The organism is Myxococcus sp. MH1 (assembly GCF_059738865.1).
Genome location: NZ_AP026947.1, coordinates 3,360,034 through 3,378,571, shown reverse-complemented (window position 1 = coordinate 3,378,571; position 18,538 = coordinate 3,360,034). Strand labels below are relative to the sequence as shown.

Sequence of the window (18,538 nt, the reverse complement as noted above, 5' to 3'; positions counted from 1 at the left end):
AACCCGCAGAGGGAGGAGTCGTCCATGCCGGCAGCTCTCAGTTATCCGGGCGTCTATATCGAGGAGATTCCCAGTGGGGTCCGCACCATCACCGGGGTGCCCACGTCGATTACCGCCTTCGTCGGACGCGCGCTGCGCGGGCCGGTGAACGAGCCGGTGGTCTGCAACGGCTACGGTGACTTCGAGCGGAGCTTCGGAGGTCTGTGGGAGGACGGAGCGATGAGCTTCGCCGTCCGCGACTTCTTCCTCAATGGAGGCGGCCAGGCCGTTGTGGTCCGCCTGGACAACGGCTCGGAGACCGCGGACCTGAGCATCACCACCACCGAAGGCCCGCTGGTGCTGGAGGCGGCGAGCCCCGGCGCCTGGGGCGGCAAACTCAGCGTGGTGGTGGACCACAACACCAAGAAGACGGGCGTTCCGGCCGTCGACGACCTGCTCTTCAACCTGACCGTCACCGACACGGGCACCAAGGTGACGGAGAAGTTCATCAACCTCTCCATCGACGCGGCCAGCGCGCGCTACTACCCGACGGTGCTCGCGCAGGGCTCCACGCTCCTGCGGGTGAGGACCCTGCCCGCCACCGCGGCCCGGCCTCCGGCCGGCACCTACACGCCCGCCGCGGCCGACGCGGGCACCAACGGCAGCGCGCTCACCCGCACCCACTTCACCCAGGCCGCGGGCCTGCGCGCGGACAAGAAGGGGCTGTTCGCGCTGGAGAAGGTGGATGTCTTCAACCTGCTGTGCATCGCGCCCCACACGCTGGGCGGCGACATCGAGCCGGAGCTGGCCACGGACGCGGCGGCCTACTGCGAGGAGCGCCGCGCCATCTTCATCGCCGACCCGCCGGCGGCCTGGGACAGCGTGGCGGACGCCGTCTCCGGCTTCAACGCCAGCAGCCTGCGCAGCAAGAACGCGGCGCTCTACTTCCCCCGGCTGGTGCAGGCCAACCCCCTGCGGGAGGGCCAGCTGGACACCTTCGCGCCCTGCGGCGCGGTGGCCGGCGTCATCGCCCGCACGGACACCCAGCGCGGCGTGTGGAAGGCCCCCGCGGGCCTGGACGCGCTGCTCACCGGCGTGCCCAAGCTGAGCGTGCCGCTCACGGACCCGGAGAACGGCCAGCTCAACCCGCTGGGCGTCAACTGCCTGCGCTCGCTGCCGGCCGCGGGCCGGGTGGTGTGGGGCGCGCGCACCACGCGCGGCAACGATTTGCTCGCCGACGAGTGGAAGTACCTGCCGGTGCGCCGGCTGGCGCTCAACATCGAGGAGAGCCTCTTCCGGGGCCTCCAGTGGGTGGTGTTCGAGCCCAACGACGAGCCGTTGTGGGCGCAGATCCGCCTCAACGTGGGCGCCTTCATGCAGAACCTCTTCCGGCAGGGCGCCTTCCAGGGCCAGACGCCGCGGGACGCGTACTTCGTCAAGTGCGACAAGGAGACGACGACGCAGAACGACATCAACCTCGGCGTGGTGAACATCGTCGTGGGCTTCGCGCCGCTCAAGCCGGCCGAGTTCGTGGTCCTCAAGCTCCAGCAGATGGCCGGCCAGGTCGCGGCGTAAAGGGAGACCCATTCCATGGCTCAGTTCAGCGTCAACGCGCAGCGTTTCGACCCGTACAAGAACTTCAAGTTCCGGGTGAAGTGGGATGGCCGCTACGTGGCGGGCATCAGCAAGGTGGGCGCGCTCAAGCGCACCACGGAGGTGGTGAAGCACCGCGAGGGCGGCGACCCCAGCAGCAGCCGCAAGTCCCCGGGCCGCAGCGAGTACGAGGCCATTACGCTGGAGCGCGGCGTCACCCACGACACCGAGTTCGAGCGCTGGGCGAACAAGGTCTGGAACTACGGCTCCGGGCTGGGCGCCGAGGTGTCCCTCAAGGACTTCAGGAAGGACATCATCCTGGAGGTCTACAACGAGGCCGGACAGCTGGCCATCTCCTACAAGCTCTACCGCTGCTGGGTGTCGGAGTACCAGGCGATGCCGGACCTGGACGCCAACGCCAACGCGGTGGCCATCCAGACGCTGAAGCTGGAGAACGAGGGCTGGGAGCGTGACTACGACGTCACCGAGCCCACCGAGCCCACCTTCAACGAGCCCAATCCCTGACGCACCGAGGCCCCATGCGCTCGCTGACGGCTTCGGAGCTGCTGGGCGCGTGGGAGGCGGGCTACCCGCACCCGTCCGCGGGGCGCGCGCTCGCGCTGCTGGGCGCGGCCTTCCCGGAGCGGAGCCTGGGCGAGCTGGCGCGGCTGCCGGTGGGGGCCCGGGACGCGCTGCTGCTGTCGTTGCGGGAGGGGACGTTCGGCGGGGCCATCTGGGGGCTGGTGGCGTGTCCGCGGTGCGCAGAGCAGGTGGAGCTGGCGTTCGAGGTGGGGGACATCCGCGTCCCCACGGCGGCGGCGCCGGAGGTGCTGGAGGTGGAGCGGGCGGGCCACGTGGTGCGGTTCCGGCTTCCGGACAGTCGGGACCTGGCGGCGCTGGCGGCGGGGCGGGAGCCGGCGGGGCCCGGGCAGATGCTGGCGCGGTGCGTGGTGGAGGCCCGTCGAGAGGGGGCGCGCGTGGAGGTGCGGGAGCTGCCGGAGGACGTGGTGGGTGCCATCAGTTCGGCGATGGAGGCCGCGGATCCGCAGGCCCGCGTGGAGCTGGCCACGACGTGTCCCGGCTGTGGCCATGGCTGGGCGGCGGGGTTCGACATCGCGGAGTTCCTGTGGCGCGAGGTGGAGGCGTGGGCGCAGCGGCTGCTGCGTGACGTGCACACGCTGGCGAGCCTGTATGGCTGGTCCGAGGAGCACATCCTCGCGATGAGCCCCTGGAAGCGGCAGCGCTACCTGGAGCTGGTGGGGCGATGAGCGACTACTTGAGCCATCTGGTGGCCCGGCAGGTCCGTCCCACGGAGGGAGTCCGGCCTCGGAGTGCGTCGTACTTCGCGCCCGAGACGCGGGGCGTGGTGAGGGAGTTGGAGGAGACGTCAGGTGAAGCATCGCGTGCCCCGCTCGGCCAGGTCCGGCCTCACCGCGAACATTGGAGCGCGGTGGGCCAGGTGCTCGCCGAGCCCCTGGGCACGCAGGCCCCCAGGTCCGGAGAGGCTCGGGACGGGGTGGGTCCGCTGCTCGGCGAGCCTCGGAGCCGTGGAGGCCCTGGCGTCGGTGAGGGGCACTTCGGACGCGGGCCCGAATCGACGGAGGCCGCGTCGAGGGGTGAGAGCTCCCGTGAGCGCGCGGAGGCCCTGGTGAGCGAGGGCCCCGCGCGACACCCCGGTCCGCGCGTGTCGACGGCTTCGGCCCTGGGCCCGCGCGCCGATGAGGGACGGGCCTCGGATTCGAGGGACCGCGACACCGCGACGGGGCTCAAGCAGTCGTCATGGAGCGCGGCGGGCACGCCACACGAGGGGCGCAAAGACGAGGCTCGGCATCAGCCGGGGTCCGCGTGGAACAGCGCGGACGGTGCCTTCACGCGTGAACCGCGTACGAGGACACCGGGTGCCGAGGGCGCCTTCACGCACGCACGCACGTCAGGGGAGGCGGGCGTCGCCCCGCGTGCAGGGACGTATGGGGAGTCAGGCGTCGTCCCGCGGGTGAGGACGTCGGGGGACGGGGGCCTTGCCTCGCGTGCGAGGTCGGCGCCGGGCGCGGAGGAGACCGACGCCGGGTCACCGCTCGCCCGCTCGACGGAGCATTCCGACGGTTCGGCGGCGTCCCCGTCTCGTCACGCGCGGCGAGCCGGGGAGCTCACGCCTCGCACGGAGCACGAGTCCTCGCGCGGCGAGGGGAGCATCATGCCTCGGGATGAGCCACTTCGCGCGGCACCTGGCGCGCACGAGGCGACTCGCGGGGGCATCACGGCCCTCGGGTTGTCCGTCGCGCTGGAGACGACGCGGGGCCTGGCTCGCGATTCGCTCGCGGAGGAGCAGGACCGCACGATGCGCCCCGCCTCGCCCGTTCGTCAGGCGCGCGCGCTCGCCGCGGCGCTCGAATCGGGCGAGGGCGACAGGGCGCGAGGCGGACAGGAGCCCCGCGCCGCACCGCCCTCCATGACGCAGGCACCGGAGGCCCCGGTCATCAACGTCACCATCGGTCGCATCGAGGTGCGCGCGGTGGCGCCCGCCGCGCCTCCTCGGGGCGTACCCGCGCGCCCCTCTGCGTCTCCGTCGCTGGAGGACTACCTCGCGCGCCGCAACGGAGGGGGCCGATGAACCGCCTCCCTCGCCGGACGATGGCCGCGCGCCACGCATTGTGCCTCGCACCGCGACGGGCGGCCTCACGCTGCGCGCACCCGACCTCATCCACGCGTCATGCGTCACGGGGGGCGTCCGGGCAGGCGAAGAGTCATCTCTTCCGACCCGGGATGGCCGCACGACATGCATCACGCCTCGCGCCTCGCCTGGGAGGTGGACGATGAGCAACTCGCTCTCCATCGCGACGGTGACGGCGACGCTGCGCACCCTCCTGTTCAACCACCTCCAGGTGGACACGCCGGACGTCACCGTCACCACGCTGCCTCCGGACAAGGCCCGCGCCCGGGACGCCACGCACCACCAGCTCAACCTCTTCCTCTTCCAGGTCGGTCACGACGCCGCGCTCCGCAACACGACCTTCCCGCCCCACGTGAAGCCCGGCGAGTCGGGCCTCCCGCCCCTCGCGCTGCGGCTCACGTACCTGCTCACGCCCTACGCCCCGTCCGATGACGACGTGGAGAGCCACAAGCTGCTCGGCAAGGCGATGAGCGTCCTCCACGACCACCCGCTGCTCGGGTCCGAGGAGCTCCGCGTCGCCGTCCCCGGCAATGACCTCCACCGCCAGGCCGAGCGCGTGCGCATCACCTCGGAGCCGCTCTCCCTGGAGGAGCTCTCCAAGCTCTGGACCATGTTCCAGACGCAGTACCGGGTCTCCGTCGTCTACCAGGTCTCCGTCGTCCTCATCGAGAGCACCCGTCCGCGCGCCACGCCGCTCCCCGTGCTGCGTCCCGTCCTCTCCGTCCAGCCGGACACCCTGCCCCCCTTCCCCCTGCTCGAGGCCATCACGCCTCCACAGCAGCAGGCCAGCGCGCGCCTGGGGGACGTGCTCGTGCTCACCGGCCACCACCTCGCGGGCAACACCGTGGGCGTGCGCTTCCAGCATCCGCTCTGGACCACGCCGGTGACACGTCCCGCCGCCGACGTCACCGCCGCGCGGCTCACCACCTCCATCCCGAATGACGCGGTCAACTGGCCCGCGGGCACCTACGCCGTGTCCGTCATCGTCACCGACACGAACGGCGTCGAGCACGCCTCTCCCGCCCTGCCGCTCACGCTCGCCCCGCGCATCCTCTCGCTCGCGCCCTCGCCCGTGCCGCGCGGCCCCGATGGCGAAATCACGCTCACCGCCACCTTCGGCCCGCACGTCCGTCCGGACCAGCGCGTGTCCCTGCTCCTCGGTGGCCAGGAACTCCCCGCGCCCGAGCGCGTCGCCGCCGTGGACAACCTCACCTTCACCGGACGCGGGTTCAACGCGGGCGACCACCACGTCCGGCTGCGCGTGGACGGCGTGGACTCGCTCCTCATCGACCGGAGCCAGACCCCGCCCGTGTTCGACCCCACCCAGCGGGTGAGCGTCACATGAGCACCTCCGCGCCGACCACCTGGCAGGAGGCCAACCAGCGTCAGCTCACCGCCGCGCTCGCGGTGGTGCGCGCGCGGCTGCTCCAGCAGGTGCGCGCGACGGGCGATGAGTCCCTCCCCGCCGAGGGGAGCGACATCGACGCCGCCCTGGCCGCGCTCGCGCAGGCGGGCTCCGCGATGCCGGCCCCGTCCGCGCTGGAGAACCTGTGCGAGACCTTCCAGCTCTCCCCCTTCGAGCGCGACATCCTGCTGTGCTGCGCGAGCGTGGAGCTGGGCACCGGCTTCGGGGCGCTGTTCGCCGCCGTGAACCGGGACCCGCGGCGCCCCTGGCCCACGTTCGGCCTGGCCCTGTCGATGTTGCCGGACGCGCACTGGAGCGCCCTCACCCCCGTGGCCGCCCTGCGCCGCTGGGAGCTGCTCACCCTCGCGCCGGAAGACGGCCTCACCACGAGTCCCCTGCGCATCGACGAGCGCGTCCTCCACTACCTCACCGGCCTGTCGTACCTGGACCGCCGGCTCCAGGAGCTCGTCTCGCCCGTCCCCGCGCAGGCCCCGCCGCCGCCCTCGCACCAGGAGCTCGCCGAGCGGATGTACCGACTCTGGGAGCGCGAGGCGAGCGCCGCCGTCATCCAGCTGTGCGGCGTGGAGTCCGAAGGCGCGCGCGCCATCGCCAGCACCGCCTGCGCGGCCCTGGGGCTGCAGCTCCACGTCGCGCGCGCGAGCCAGCTCCCCCTCGGCGCCGAGGAGCGAGGGATGCTCGCCCGGCTCTGGGAGCGCGAGGCCCTGCTGATTGGCAGCGGCCTGCTCATCGAGTGTGACGACGGCACCAGCGCCGAGTCGCTCCGCGCCGCGAGCGCCTTCGCCGAGCAGGTGCAGGGCATGGTCATCCTCGCCGCGCGCGAGCCCATGCGCCTGAGAGGCCGCGCGTCGCTGCCGCTGGAGGTGAAGCGGCCCACGCGAGTCGAACAGCAGGCGCTGTGGACCGGAGCGCTCGGGCCCGAGGGTGTCCTGCTCAACGGCGCGCTGGAGCGAATCACCCAGCAGTTCGACCTGCCCCTGCACGCCATCCGCGCCGCCAGCCTGGAGGTGCGCGAGCAAGGCCCCTTCGACGACGAGGGCGCGCTGGGCGCGGTCCTCTGGAACGCCTGCCGCGTGCAGTCGCGTCCCCGGCTGGAGGACCTGGCGCGCAGGCTGGAGCCGACCGCGGGCTGGGAGGACCTGGTGCTCCCGCCGGACAAGAAGGCCATCCTCAAGGAGATCGCCGCCGCCGTGCGCCAGCGCACGCGCGTGTACGAGGCGTGGGGCTTCGCCTCCAAGGGCGCGCGCGGCCTGGGCATCAGCGCCCTGTTCGCCGGCGCCAGCGGCACCGGCAAGACGATGGCCGCGGAGGTGCTCGCGCTGGAGCTGGGCCTGGACGTCTACCGCATCGACCTGAGCCAGGTGGTCAGCAAGTACATCGGCGAGACGGAGAAGAACCTGCGCCGCGTGTTCGACGCCGCGCAGGAGGGCGGCGCCATCCTCCTGTTCGACGAGGCCGACGCCCTGTTCGGCAAGCGCTCGGAGGTCCGCGACAGCCACGACCGCTACGCCAACATCGAGGTGAGCTACCTGCTCCAGCAGATGGAGTCGTACGGGGGCCTGGCCATCCTCACCACCAACATGAAGGACGCGCTGGACACGGCCTTCCTGCGCCGGCTGCGCTTCGTGTTGCAGTTCCCCTTCCCGGACGCCGCCCAGCGCGCGGACATCTGGCGGCGCATGTTCCCCGCCGCCACGCCGACGGAAGGCCTGGACGTCGCGCGCCTGGCCCGGCTCAGCGTCACCGGCGGCAACATCCGCACCATCGCCCTCAACGCCGCGTTCCTGGCCGCCGACGCCAACGAGCCGGTGCGGATGGCCCACCTCCAGCGCGCGGTGCGCTCGGAGTTCAGCAAGCTCGACAAGCCCTTGGCGGAGGCCGAGGTCTCGGGGTGGACATGACGACGCCACGACACATCTGCCTGCACATCGACGAGCTGGTGCTCCACGGCGTCCCCGCCTCCCACCGCGAGCAGGTGGGCGAGGCCGTGCGCGTGGAGCTGACGCGCCTGCTCACCGAGCGGGGCCTGCCCCAGGGCCTGTCCGGCGCCGTGCCGCGCGTGGACGCGGGCGCCATCCACACGAGGCCCCACGCCGCGCCCCAGTCGCTGGGCGTCCAGGTGGCGCAGGCGGTGTACGCGGGCCTGGGCCAGGGAGGACCGACGCGATGAGCTCGTTCCCTCGCACCCCGCGCACGCAGCGCGGCGCCATCGTCGGGTTGGACCCGTTCAACCCCGTCGCGAGCCTGGTGGTGTTCCAATACAACCCGGACACCATGACGCGCACGCTGACGCCCCAGATGTCGGGCGAAGGCGGGGACCGCACGGAGGCGCTCAGGCTCAAGGGCGCGCCCGTGGAGAACATCCGCGTGGAGGTGGAGATAGACGCCACGGACCAGCTCGCCCAGGGGGACGCGCTGGCCGGCAGCGTGGGCATCTACCCGCAGCTGTCCTCGCTGGAGATGCTCGTCTACCCCAAGTCCGCGCAGGTCATCCTCAACGCCGTGCTGATGCAGGTGGGCACGCTGGAGGTCGTCCCCGCCACCGCGCCCTTGACGCTCTTCGTCTGGGGCCCCAAGCGCGTGCTGCCGGTGAAGCTCACCGAGTTCACCATCACCGAGGAAGCCTTCGACCCGAACCTCAACCCCATCCGCGCCAAGGTGTCCCTGGGGCTGCGCGTGCTCTCGTACAACGATTTGCCCCTCACGCACCCCGGCTACGCCCTCTTCCTCACGCACCAGGTCGTCAAGGAAGCCCTGGCCGTCGTCGGCAGCGTCTCCGGCGTGGCCAACGCCTCGCTGCCTCGCTGAAGCCCCTTCGTCACCCGGGAGTCACCATGCTCGACCCCACCAGCCGCTACGCGAATCTCGAGACCGCCACCCTCACGCTGCCCGACGGGCGCGTGGCCGCCTACAAGCGCCGCCGCTTCATCCCCGCGGGCAACGCGCTCAAGGTCCTGGCCGAGGTCACCGTCACCGAGGGAGACCGGCTGGACCTGCTCACCCACCGGACGCTGGGAGACCCGGAGCACTTCTGGCGCGTGTGCGACGCCAACGACACGCTCAACCCCTTCGAGCTGATGCGGGAGACGGGCTCCGTGGTGCGTATCGCCATGCCGGAGTTCTGAGCGCCCGATGAGCCTGCTGGGAATCCATCTCACCTTGCTGGTGGGCCCCACGGTGGCGGTGCCCGCGCCCGCGTCGTTCATGGAGGCCCTCCAGAACGTGGAGGTCACCCACAACGACGAGGGCCGCTCGGGCTTCCAGCTCACCTTCGGCGTGGGCCGGGCGGGGGCCATGGACCTGCTCGACTACGGGCTGGTGGGCCACCCGCTGCTCAAGCCCATGAACCGGGTGGTGCTGCTGGTGACGTTCAACGTGGTGCCCCAGGTGCTCTTCGACGGCATCATCACCCACCGCACGCTCACGCCCTCCCATCAGCCGGGCGCCTCCACGCTCACCGTCACCGGTGAGGACATCAGCGTGGCCATGGACCTGGAGCAGAAGGTCCACGAGCACCCCGCGCAGGTGGAGCCCATCATCATCGCGCAGCTCGTGCTGGGCTACGCGCAGTACGGCCTGGTGCCGGTCATCATCCCGCCGCCCACGCTGGACGTGCCGCTGCCCATCTACCGCACGCCCGTCTTCCGAGGCACCGACTACGCCTACCTGCAGGAGATGGCCAGCCGCTACGGCTACGTCTTCCACGTCACCCCCGGCCCCGCGCCGCTGATGAACACCGCGTACTGGGGCCCGCCCAACCGGCTGGGCATCCCCCAGCGGGCGCTCTCGGTGAACCTGGGCGCGCAGACCAACGTGGACTCGCTCGACTTCCAGTACAACGCGCTGGCGCCCACCACGGTGAAGGGCCAGGCCATCGTCTTCGGCCGCGCGCTGCCGGTGCAGACCTTCGCCAGCCTCCGCGTCCCGCCGCTGGCGAGCCAGCCCGCGCTGCTCACCCAGTCCAGCGTGCGCACGTCGCTGCTGGAGGACGTGCCGGACGGCGCGGGCTACCTCGCCGCGTTCGCCCGGGCGCAGGGGCAGACGGACGCCTCCACGGACCAGGTGCTCACGGGCTCCGGGGAGCTGGACGCCACGCGCTACGGCGACGTGCTGCGTCCCCGGGGGCTCGTCGGCGTGCGCGGCGCGGGCTTCCAGCACGACGGCTTCTTCTACGTGCGCAACGTCACCCACTCCATCCGCCCCGGTGAGTACAAGCAGCGCTTCACCCTCACGCGCGAGGGTGCCGGGGCGCTCACTCCGGTGGTGCCGCCATGAGCTCCTACTTCGGGAAGTACCGCGGCGAGGTCGTCAACAACATCGACCCCTTGATGATGGGCCGCGTGCAGGTGAAGGTGCCCACCGTCCTGGGCGACAGCCAGCTGGGCTGGGCCATGCCGTGCATGCCGTACGGCGGCAGCGGCAAGGGCTTCTTCGCGGTGCCCGCGGTGGGCGCCAAGGTCTGGGTGGAGTTCGAGCGCGGGGACTTGAACTACCCCATCGTCGCCGGCTGCTTCTGGGGCGAGGGCGAGGCGCCCGCCACGCCGGGCCTGCCCACCACCAAGGTGTGGAAGACGGACGCCGTCACCGTGAAGCTCGACGACCTGCCGGGCGCGGGGGGCTTGAGCATCGAGGTGAGCCCGCCCGCGGTGCCCATGCCGCTGAAGGCGACCTTCACGGCGGCCGGCATCGAAATCAACCACGGGGGCACGGCCAAGGTGGTGCTCAGCGCCACCGGCATCGAGCTGTCCTTCGGCGCCGCCAACATCAAGCTCGGCCCCACGGGCGTCAACGTCAACAACGGCGCGCTGGAGGTCATCTAGCCATGGGAGCCTTCGTCGTCCACGTCGGAGCCACGGTGATGTGTCCGCACGGGGGCCAGGTGCAGACGATGCCCGGCAACCCGCGCGTGAAGGTGGGCGGGCAGTTCGTCGCCACCATGGCGGACCAGTACCTGGTGACGGGCTGCACCTTCCCGCCACAGAGCGGAGGGCCGTGCGTGCAGGTGAAGTGGATGGTGCCCTCGGTGCGCGTGCGCGTGGGGGGCCAGTTCGTCATCCTGCAGAACAGCGTGGGGATGTCCCTGGGGGCCGCGCCCCTGGGGCCGCCGCAGGTGGTGATGACGCAGGTCCGCGTGAGGGGGACCTGACCATGCACATCGCCTTCCCCTATCGCCTGGATGGACGGGGCCGCACGGCGGACGCGGACCTGGACACGCACGTGCGGCACCTCATCGAGCAGGTGCTCTTCACCTCGCCCGGTGAGCGCGTCAACCGGCCCACCTTCGGCACGGGCCTGGGGCAGCTCGTCTTCGCGCCCAACAGCTCGGAGCTGGCCACCGCCACGCAGTTCCTGGTGCAGGGCGCGCTCCAGCAGTGGCTGGGGGACCTCATCCAGGTGGAGGCGGTGGAGACGCACAGCGAGGAGGCCGCCCTCCAGGTGACGGTGCGCTACGTGGTGCGCCGCACCCAGCAGCGCCAGACGGCGCAGTTCTCACGGGAGCTCTGACATGGGCGCGCGCTACGTCTGCCAGAGCGAGCAGCGACGCCGGTTGGTGGAGGCCCACCCCACCTTCAACGGCATCGACTACCTGGAGGTCCTGGACGAGGAGGCCGCCACCCTCGAGCTGGAGCGCCAGCGCACGCTGTGGGTGCGCTGCTACAAGCCGCTGCCCGTCACCATCAGCGCGGACAACGTGGGAATCACCGGCGGCGTGCGCCTGAAGGACATCGGCGTCGCGCTCGCGTTCCGCATGGACCAGCCGCCGCCGGACCCGCTCACCACCCAGGCCGAGCGCGATGAGTACGCGCGGCGCGTGGCGCTGGACGTGGAGAACGGCACGACGGAGACGCAGCAGACGCTGGTGGTGCGCACCACGTCCTCCGGCGACTTCTCCACGTACACGCTCGCGCTCCTGCGGGGCTTCCTGGACACGGTGCCCCTGGAGGGCTTCGACGCCCTGTTGTCGCGCGTGGACTTCACCTTCAAGGTGGAGTGCCCGAGCGAGTTCGACTGCGCCCCGCCGAAGTCCGCCGTCACGCCGGACGGCGTGGACCCGACCCTCGACTACCTCACGCGCGACTACGCCAGCTTCCGGCGGCTGCTCCTCGACCGGCTGTCGGAGGTGGCGCCGCAGTGGAAGGAGCGCAACCCCGCGGACCTGGGCGTGACGCTGGTGGAGCTGATGGCCTACTCGGCCGACTACCTCAGCTACTACCAGGACGCGGTGGCCACCGAGGCGTACCTGGGCACCGCGCGCAAGCGCACCTCCGTGCGCCGCCACGCGCGGCTGCTCGACTACCCCATGCACGACGGCGGCAACGCCCGCGCGTGGGTGACGGTGAGCCTCACGCCCGATGCCGAGGGCACGACGCTGGCCGGCCCCACCGAGGTGACGCCCGGCACGGTGTTCCTCACCACCGTGGACGCGCCCCGCGTGGTGGACGCCCGGCAGCTCCAGGCCGCCATCGTCTCCGGCGCGGAGGTGTTCGAGTCGCTCCACCCCACCACGCTCTACTCGGGCCACGGCCGCATCACCTTCCACACCTGGGGTGAGGACCGCTGCTGCCTTCCCCGGGGCGCCACGGCGGCCACGCTGCTCAACCCGCCCTCGCCCGCGGACCCGACGAAGAAGACCTTCACGCCGGAGAACTTCTCCGAGGGCAAGGTGCTCATCCTGGAGGAGGCGCGCGGCTCTCAGACGGGGCGCGCCGTGGACGCGGACCCGTCCCGCCGCCACGCGGTGCGGCTGACGCAGGTGGCCTTCGGCGAGGACCCGCTGCTCGGCGTGGACGTGGTGGAGGTGTCCTGGCACACCGAGGACGCGCTGCCCTTCGAGCTGTGCCTGTGGACCGTCACCGTCCCCCACGACTCCACCGGGGAGAAGGAGGACGTGCCCGGCCAGCCCGCGCCGGTGAGCGTGGCGCGCGGCAACGTGGTGCTGGTGGACCATGGGCGCACGCTGACGGAGGAGCTGCCCGCCGTGCCCGGGACAGGGGGCTACCGTCCCCGACTGTCGCGTGGCCCGCTCACCCAGGTGTCGCGGGTGGAGGGCGGCCGCGCGGTGGACCCCACCGCGTCCGCCACCGCCGCGCTGCGCTCCGCGCCGGAGGAGTCCCTGCCCGCGCTCTGGCTGCGCGAGGCGGAGAGCGGCCGCGTCTGGGTGCCGCGCCGCACCCTGCTCAACAGCGGCCGCTTCAGCCGGGAGCTGGTGGCCGAGGTGGAGGACGACGGCCGGGCCCGCCTGCGCTTCGGCGACAACGTGCTCGGCGAGCGCCCCGGCGCCGGCGTGGGGATGACGGCCACGTACCGCATCGGCAACGGCGTCGCGGGCAACGTGGGCGCGGAGTCGATTTCGCATGTGTACTCGCCCGTGGGCGGCGCGTGGCGCGACGGCATCCTCCGCGTGCGCAACCCGCTGCCGGCGCAGGGCGGCGTGGAGCCGGAGGCCGTGGAGCGGGTGCGCATCGACGCGCCGGAGGCCTTCCGCATCCAGCAGCGCGCGGTGACGGAGGAGGACTACGCGGAGGTGGCCCAGCGCCACCCCGAGGTGCAGCGCGCGGTGGGCAGCCTGCGGTGGACGGGGAGCTGGCACACCATGTTCATCACCGTGGACCGACGCGGCGGCTTCCCGGTGGACGCGGACTTCTCCGAGCGGCTCACCACCTTCCTGGAGCGCTTCCGGCTGGCCGGGTACGACCTGCGCGTCGACGCGCCCCTCTTCGTCCCGCTGGACATCGCGATGACCGTCTGCGTGCTGCCGGGCTACCTGGCCGCCAACGTGAAGGCCGCGCTGCTGGAGGTCTTCGGCAACGGGGAGCTTCCCGATGGCCGTCGCGCGTTCTTCCACCCGGACAACTTCACCTTCGGCGAGCCGGTGTACCTGAGCCAGCTGGTGGCCACGGCGATGAAGGTCCCCGGCGTGGCGTGGGTGGAGACGGAGGACGCGCCGGGCAAGCCGCAGCGCTTCCGGCGCTTCGGGCAGGTGCCTCGCGACGAGTGGAAGAACGGGCTCATCGCCATGGACCGGCTGGAGATTGCCCGGCTCGACAATGACCCGAGCCAGCCGGAGAACGGCAAGCTCGACTTCTACATGCAGGGGGGCCTGTGAGCACGTCCATCAAGGGCTCTGGGGACTGCGACGCGTGCGAGGCGCAAGGCGCGACGGAGGCGGCGCCGCTGTACAACCGCCCCGGCCAGCCCGCGCTCGCGTACCGCATCGGCACGCACTCCAGCTTCTTCCAGCGCATGCTCGCGCGCCTGCCTCGGGAGTTCCTGCCGGACGGGGAGTTCGCCGGCACCCGGCCGCTGGCGGCGCTGTCCACGCGCGGCACGGAGGATTTGTCCATCGCGATGCTGGACGCGTGGGCCACGGCCGCCGACGTGCTGACGTTCTACCAGGAGCGCATCGCCAACGAGGGCTTCCTGCGCACCGCCACGGAGCGGCGCTCGGTGCTGGAGCTGGCGCGGCAGCTCGGCTACGAGCTCAAGCCCGGCGTCGCCGCGAGCACGCACCTGGTCTTCACCGTGGAGACGGCGCCCGGCGCGCCCTCGCGCGTCCAGGTGCCGGTGGGCGTGCAGGTGCTCAGCATCCCCGGCCAGGACGCGCGGCCCCAGACGTTCGAGACCACCGAGGCGCTGGAGGCGCGCGCGGAGTGGAACCTGCTCCGGGTGCCCAGGACGCAAGCCCAGCCGCTCTTGCGCGGGGAGAGCACGCTGTACCTGCGCGGCCTGCAGCCCGGCATCCAGCCCGGCGACGCGCTGCTGCTCGTGGGCGAGGAGCGCGAGCGCCAGCCGGGCAGCGAGCAGTGGGACCTGCGCTGGGTGAAGACCGTCACCCAGGTGCCGAACCCGAAGGAGCCCGAGCTCAACCACACCGTGGTGACGTGGGAGCCGGGGCTGGGCAGCGAGACGCCGCGCATGGACCCGGCGGACCACCCGCGCGCCTTCGTGCTGCGGCTGCGCGGCAACCTGTTCGGCTACAACGCGCCGTCCTTCAAGGCGATGCCGGACGAAATCAAGCAGCGCTACAACCCGGACTACCGCCCCGGCGACGGGCGCTTCACCCAGTGGCCCCAGTTCGAGAACACCACCGCGGTGCAGGGAATCGTGGACCTGGACCGCGAGTACCCCACGCTGGTGCACGGCAGCTGGGTGGCGCTCTGGAAGTCGCGCTACGTGGAGCTCTACCGCATCACCGACATCCAGCCCTGGGCACGTGAAGACTTCACGATGACCGCCAAGGTGACGCGGCTGACGTTCGACACCAACGAGCACCTGTCCTACTTCCCGCTGCGCAGCACCGTCGTGCTCGCGCAGAGCGAGGAGCTGCCCATCGGCGAGATGCCGCGGACGGACGCGGTGCAGGGCGACTCCATCGAGCTGGACCGCGCGGTGGCGGGCCTGGAGCCCCAGCACGTGCTGCTCATCGAGGGCAGGACGCTCGTGGACGGGCAGTCGGGCGAGTGGCTGCGGCAGGTGGTGGCGTTGGACCGCGCGGAGGCGCTCCCGGACGGACGCACGCGGCTGGTGCTCCAGGAGCCCCTGGCCGCGCCGCTCGTGCGCGACACGGTGCTCATCCACGGCAACGTGGCGCCCTCCACGCACGGCGAGACGGTGCGCGAGGTGCTGGGCGGCGGTGACGGCTCGCGCACGCATCAGCGCTTCGTGCTGCGCAAGCCGCCGCTCACCTACGTGGCGGCGCCCACCGACACCGGCGGAGAGAGCACGCTGGAGATCCGGGTGAACGGCGTGCTGTGGAAGGAGGTGCCCACGCTCTTCGGCCAGGACGAGCGCGCCGAGGTCTACATGGTGCGCCTGCAGGACGACGGCACGGTGGTGGTGACGTTCGGCGACGGCGTGTCCGGCGCGCGCCTGCCCACGGGCCAGGAGAACATCACCGCGGTGTACCGCTCCGGCATCGGTCCGGAGGGCGAGGTGGACTCCGGGCAGCTCGCGCTCCTCAAGGTGCGCCCGCTGGGCATCCGCGAGGTGGGAAACCCGCTGCCCGCCACCGGGGCCGCCGCGCCGGAGTCGCGTGACGAGGCGCGCGACAACGCCCCCGCGTCGGTGCTGACGCTGCGCCGCGTGGTGTCGCTGCAGGACTACGAGGACTTCGCCTCCACCTTCGCGGGCATCGGCAAGGCCCAGGCCGCGGACCTCACCAACGGCGAGCGCATCCTCGTGCACGTCACCGTGGCCGCGAACAACGGCGAGCCGGTGGAGCCGGGGACCCAGCTGCACGAGAGCCTGGAGGAGGCCCTGCGCGCGCACCACGACCCGGTGCGCCAGTTCGCGCTCTCCTCCTACGAGCGGCTCTACTTCGCCGTGGAGGCCCGGCTGCGGCTGGACACACGCTACCTGCCCGAGGACGTGCTCGCCCGGGCGGAGGCCGCGCTGCGCGAGGCGTTCTCCTTCGAGCGGCGCCAGTTCGCCCAGGCGGTGAGCGGCGCGGAGGTCATCCGCGTCCTCCAGGACGTGCCGGGCGTGGTGATGGTGGACCTGGAGCGGCTGCACCCGACGACGCCCTTCATCCCGGAGCAGAAGCTGTTCTCGGTGATTCGCGCGCGCGGCGCCCGCTGGGAGCGCACGCTCCTGCGGCCCGCGCAGCTGCTCCTGCTGGACCCGTCGCTCCAGGGTGAGCGGCGGGGCGTGACGCTGGTGCACGACCTGGAGGTGAGCCCGTGACGCCCTCGCCCAGGGACAGGCTGTACAAGCTGCTGCCCGCCATCCACCGCGCCAAGGACACGCTGCAGGGCGAGCCGTTGCGCGCGCTCCTGGCCATCATGGAGCACGAGCTGCTGGCGCTCGAGGAGGACATCGGCCAGCTGCATGACAACTGGTTCATCGAGACGTGCCAGGAGTGGGTGGTGCCGTACATCGGCGACCTGCTCAAGGTGCGCGACCTGGTGCCCGTGGACCCGGGCCTCTTCAGCCAGCGCGCCTACGTGGCCAACACCCTGGCGTACCGGCGCCGCAAGGGCACCGCGGCCATGCTGGAGCAGCTCGCGCGCGACGTGACGGGCTGGCCCGCGCGCGCCGTGGAGTTCTTCCAGCGCGTGGGCACGACGCAGTACCTCAACCACCCGCGCCTGACGAGCCTGCGCACGCCGGACCTGCGCGACGCCAACGCGCTGGAGCTGGTGGGCACCCCGTTCGAGAACGCCACCCGCACCGTGGACGTGCGCCACATCGACAACCAGCGCGGCCAGCACAACCTGCCCAACGTGGGCCTCTTCCTTTGGCGGCTGGAGTCCTATCCCGTCGTGCTCGCGCCCGCGTACCGGGTGCTCCCGGCCTCCGAGCCCGGCGCCACCGAGGAGGGGCTCTTCCGCTTCGACGCGCTCGGCTGCGACACGCACCTGTTCAACCTGCCGCAGTCGGAGACGACGCTCAGCTCGCTGGCCGGGGAGCCCAACGTGCCGACGCCGCTGCGCCGCCGGCCGCTGTATGACGAGCTGGAGGCCCGCCGCGCCGCGCTCGCCCGGGGCCAGACGCCCGAGCAGCGCTACTTCGGCGCCACCCCGCCCTTCACGCTCCACCTGGACGCGGGGCCCGGCGCGTTCGAGGCCATCTCCCCGGACGAGGTCCTCATCTGTGACCTGTCCACCTGGCACCGCCCGCCCGCCACGCTGCCCTACCCGCCGCTGGACCCGAGCCTGCCGCCGGTGAACCGGAGCATCCGCGTCGCGGTGGACCCGGTGAACGGGCGGCTCGCCTTCGCCGAGGGGCTGCCGGTGCCCACGGCGCTGTCGGTCAGCTACGCGTATGGCTTCAGCAGCGAGGTGGGCGGCGGCTTCTATGACCGCCAGGAGACGCTGCTCCCGCTGGAGCAGCGCGGCGCCTGGCGCGTCGACACGCGCGTGGGCCCCTACACCACGCTCGCCTCGGCCTTGAGCGCGAGCAGCGCCAGCGGGGACGCGCTGGTGGAGGTGCTCGACAGCGAGCGCTATCCGCTGGCCACGCTGGACGTGGCGGTGGGCTCGCGGCTGGAGCTGCGGGCCGCCAACCTCCAGCGCCCCGTCATCGACCTGCAGGGCGGCCGGGGGCTGATACGACTGGGAGAGGGCGCCACGCTGGTGCTCAGCGGACTGCTCGTGCGCGGCGGCGTGCTGGAGGTGCAGGCCGCGGACAACGCCACGCTGGACTTGCGCCACTGCACGCTCGTGCCCGGACAGGACCTGCTGCCGGACGGCCAGCCGCGCACCACCGAGCCGAGCCTGGTGGTGAAGGGCGAGAAGGACGGCGACTGCACCGTGCTCCTGCATCGCTGCATCACCGGCCCCGTGCGCACGGGCCGCGCCACCGTGCTGCGGCTGGAGGACTGCATCGTGGACGGGCTGGGAGGCCCCGCGCTCCAGGGACTGCCCACACCTCCGGGGCCGCTGCTCCCCGAGGAGGAGGACCTGGAGGCGGAGGGCCTCACGGGCACGCTCCACGTGCTCGCCAGCACGGTGCTCGGCACCGTGGAGACCACGGTGCTGGAGCTGGCCAGCGACAGCCTCTTCACGGGCCGGGTGAACGTGGTGCAGCGGCAGAAGGGCTGCATGCGCTTCTGCTACGTGCCGCCCGGCTCGCACGTGCCCCAGCGCTTCCGCTGCCAGCCCGCGTACGCGGAAGGGACGCCCGAGGACGTGCGGCTGGAGCTCGAGCGCCGCGTGAAGCCCGTCTTCACGTCGGACCGCTACCTGGAGCCGGGCTACTGCCAGCTCCGCGACGACACCGATTCGGGCATCCGCCGGGGTGCCAGTGACGAGGGGGAGATGGGCGTGTTCCACCACCTCCAACAACCGCAGCGCGAGGCCAACCTGCGCGCCAGCCTGACCGACTACCTGCGCTTCGGACTCGAGGCCGGGTTCTTCTTCGTGACCTGAGGA

The 18,538-nt window shown here is 72.1% G+C and carries 16 protein-coding genes; all 16 read left to right on the top strand.

All coding sequences use genetic code 11. The annotated features are described in order from the left end of the window. The first annotated feature begins 24 nt into the window (after nucleotides 1-24). The 16 genes from AC6JA9_RS13675 (at nucleotide 25) to AC6JA9_RS13600 (ending at nucleotide 18,535) form a co-directional block, all read left to right on the top strand. Nucleotides 25-1,554, top strand: a complete 1,530-nt coding sequence (locus tag AC6JA9_RS13675) for a phage tail sheath family protein (RefSeq protein ID WP_223751507.1) — start codon at nucleotides 25-27, stop codon at nucleotides 1,552-1,554. A 15-nt stretch (nucleotides 1,555-1,569) separates the two neighbouring features. Next, nucleotides 1,570-2,097 (top strand): phage tail protein, encoded by a 528-nt coding sequence (locus AC6JA9_RS13670; protein WP_046712457.1) that lies wholly within the window; start codon nucleotides 1,570-1,572, stop codon nucleotides 2,095-2,097. A 14-nt stretch (nucleotides 2,098-2,111) separates the two neighbouring features. Next, nucleotides 2,112-2,840, top strand: coding sequence for a T4 family baseplate hub assembly chaperone (locus AC6JA9_RS13665; RefSeq protein ID WP_267697012.1), 729 nt, complete (start codon nucleotides 2,112-2,114; stop codon nucleotides 2,838-2,840). A gap of 926 nt (nucleotides 2,841-3,766) precedes the next feature. Then, entirely contained in the window at nucleotides 3,767-4,183 is a 417-nt protein-coding gene (locus AC6JA9_RS13660) for a hypothetical protein (RefSeq protein ID WP_223751505.1), read from the top strand. A gap of 202 nt (nucleotides 4,184-4,385) precedes the next feature. After that, on the top strand, nucleotides 4,386-5,588 hold the full coding sequence (locus AC6JA9_RS13655) for a Pvc16 family protein (RefSeq protein WP_223751504.1): 1,203 nt from the start codon (nucleotides 4,386-4,388) through the stop codon (nucleotides 5,586-5,588). After that, on the top strand, nucleotides 5,585-7,567 hold the full coding sequence (locus AC6JA9_RS13650) for an ATP-binding protein (protein WP_497959886.1): 1,983 nt from the start codon (nucleotides 5,585-5,587) through the stop codon (nucleotides 7,565-7,567). The genes AC6JA9_RS13655 and AC6JA9_RS13650 overlap by 4 nt, the downstream gene beginning before the upstream one ends. Next, nucleotides 7,564-7,836 carry a hypothetical protein gene (locus tag AC6JA9_RS13645; protein ID WP_141328751.1) on the top strand — a complete coding sequence of 91 codons (273 nt, stop codon included), beginning with the start codon at nucleotides 7,564-7,566 and terminating at the stop codon, nucleotides 7,834-7,836. Before AC6JA9_RS13650 ends, AC6JA9_RS13645 begins: the two co-directional genes overlap by 4 nt. Next, nucleotides 7,833-8,474, top strand: a complete 642-nt coding sequence (locus AC6JA9_RS13640) for a hypothetical protein (RefSeq protein ID WP_223751502.1) — start codon at nucleotides 7,833-7,835, stop codon at nucleotides 8,472-8,474. The genes AC6JA9_RS13645 and AC6JA9_RS13640 overlap by 4 nt, the downstream gene beginning before the upstream one ends. A 26-nt stretch (nucleotides 8,475-8,500) precedes the next feature. Next, on the top strand, nucleotides 8,501-8,791 hold the full coding sequence (locus tag AC6JA9_RS13635; RefSeq protein ID WP_046712450.1) for a hypothetical protein: 291 nt from the start codon (nucleotides 8,501-8,503) through the stop codon (nucleotides 8,789-8,791). A 7-nt stretch (nucleotides 8,792-8,798) separates the two neighbouring features. After that, nucleotides 8,799-9,941: a hypothetical protein gene (locus AC6JA9_RS13630; RefSeq protein ID WP_223751501.1), complete on the top strand. Its 1,143-nt coding sequence runs from the start codon at nucleotides 8,799-8,801 to the stop codon at nucleotides 9,939-9,941. Next, entirely contained in the window at nucleotides 9,938-10,486 is a 549-nt protein-coding gene (locus AC6JA9_RS13625; RefSeq protein WP_141328757.1) for a phage baseplate assembly protein V, read from the top strand. The genes AC6JA9_RS13630 and AC6JA9_RS13625 overlap by 4 nt, the downstream gene beginning before the upstream one ends. Nucleotides 10,487-10,488: 2 nt before the next feature. Next, nucleotides 10,489-10,812, top strand: a complete 324-nt coding sequence (locus AC6JA9_RS13620) for a hypothetical protein (protein ID WP_141328759.1) — start codon at nucleotides 10,489-10,491, stop codon at nucleotides 10,810-10,812. Nucleotides 10,813-10,814: 2 nt separating this feature from the next. After that, entirely contained in the window at nucleotides 10,815-11,171 is a 357-nt protein-coding gene (locus AC6JA9_RS13615; RefSeq protein WP_223751500.1) for a GPW/gp25 family protein, read from the top strand. Between the two features lies 1 nt (nucleotide 11,172). Continuing rightward, the gene (locus AC6JA9_RS13610; protein ID WP_223785029.1) at nucleotides 11,173-13,773 is read left to right on the top strand and encodes a putative baseplate assembly protein; all 2,601 of its coding nucleotides are present in this window, start codon (nucleotides 11,173-11,175) and stop codon (nucleotides 13,771-13,773) included. Further along, nucleotides 13,770-16,349, top strand: a complete 2,580-nt coding sequence (locus AC6JA9_RS13605; RefSeq protein ID WP_497959885.1) for a putative baseplate assembly protein — start codon at nucleotides 13,770-13,772, stop codon at nucleotides 16,347-16,349. The genes AC6JA9_RS13610 and AC6JA9_RS13605 overlap by 4 nt, the downstream gene beginning before the upstream one ends. After that, complete coding sequence (locus AC6JA9_RS13600; protein ID WP_497959883.1) at nucleotides 16,346-18,535, top strand: hypothetical protein; 2,190 nt, start codon at nucleotides 16,346-16,348, stop codon at nucleotides 18,533-18,535. Before AC6JA9_RS13605 ends, AC6JA9_RS13600 begins: the two co-directional genes overlap by 4 nt. Nucleotides 18,536-18,538 lie beyond the last annotated feature (3 nt).

Excerpts from the sequence above, each read along its gene's own strand:
- AC6JA9_RS13625 (WP_141328757.1), top strand. The coding sequence starts at position 9,938 with ATGAGCTCCTACTTCGGGAAGTACCGCGGCGAGGTCGTCAACAACATC.
- AC6JA9_RS13665 (WP_267697012.1), top strand. The coding sequence starts at position 2,112 with ATGCGCTCGCTGACGGCTTCGGAGCTGCTGGGCGCGTGGGAGGCGGGC.
- AC6JA9_RS13635 (WP_046712450.1), top strand. The coding sequence starts at position 8,501 with ATGCTCGACCCCACCAGCCGCTACGCGAATCTCGAGACCGCCACCCTC.
- AC6JA9_RS13630 (WP_223751501.1), top strand. The coding sequence starts at position 8,799 with ATGAGCCTGCTGGGAATCCATCTCACCTTGCTGGTGGGCCCCACGGTG.
- AC6JA9_RS13675 (WP_223751507.1), top strand. The coding sequence starts at position 25 with ATGCCGGCAGCTCTCAGTTATCCGGGCGTCTATATCGAGGAGATTCCC.
- AC6JA9_RS13670 (WP_046712457.1), top strand. The coding sequence starts at position 1,570 with ATGGCTCAGTTCAGCGTCAACGCGCAGCGTTTCGACCCGTACAAGAAC.
- AC6JA9_RS13610 (WP_223785029.1), top strand. The coding sequence starts at position 11,173 with ATGGGCGCGCGCTACGTCTGCCAGAGCGAGCAGCGACGCCGGTTGGTG.
- AC6JA9_RS13615 (WP_223751500.1), top strand. The coding sequence starts at position 10,815 with ATGCACATCGCCTTCCCCTATCGCCTGGATGGACGGGGCCGCACGGCG.
- AC6JA9_RS13655 (WP_223751504.1), top strand. The coding sequence starts at position 4,386 with ATGAGCAACTCGCTCTCCATCGCGACGGTGACGGCGACGCTGCGCACC.
- AC6JA9_RS13620 (WP_141328759.1), top strand. The coding sequence starts at position 10,489 with ATGGGAGCCTTCGTCGTCCACGTCGGAGCCACGGTGATGTGTCCGCAC.
- AC6JA9_RS13645 (WP_141328751.1), top strand. The coding sequence starts at position 7,564 with ATGACGACGCCACGACACATCTGCCTGCACATCGACGAGCTGGTGCTC.
- AC6JA9_RS13650 (WP_497959886.1), top strand. The coding sequence starts at position 5,585 with ATGAGCACCTCCGCGCCGACCACCTGGCAGGAGGCCAACCAGCGTCAG.
- AC6JA9_RS13660 (WP_223751505.1), top strand. The coding sequence starts at position 3,767 with ATGCCTCGGGATGAGCCACTTCGCGCGGCACCTGGCGCGCACGAGGCG.
- AC6JA9_RS13640 (WP_223751502.1), top strand. The coding sequence starts at position 7,833 with ATGAGCTCGTTCCCTCGCACCCCGCGCACGCAGCGCGGCGCCATCGTC.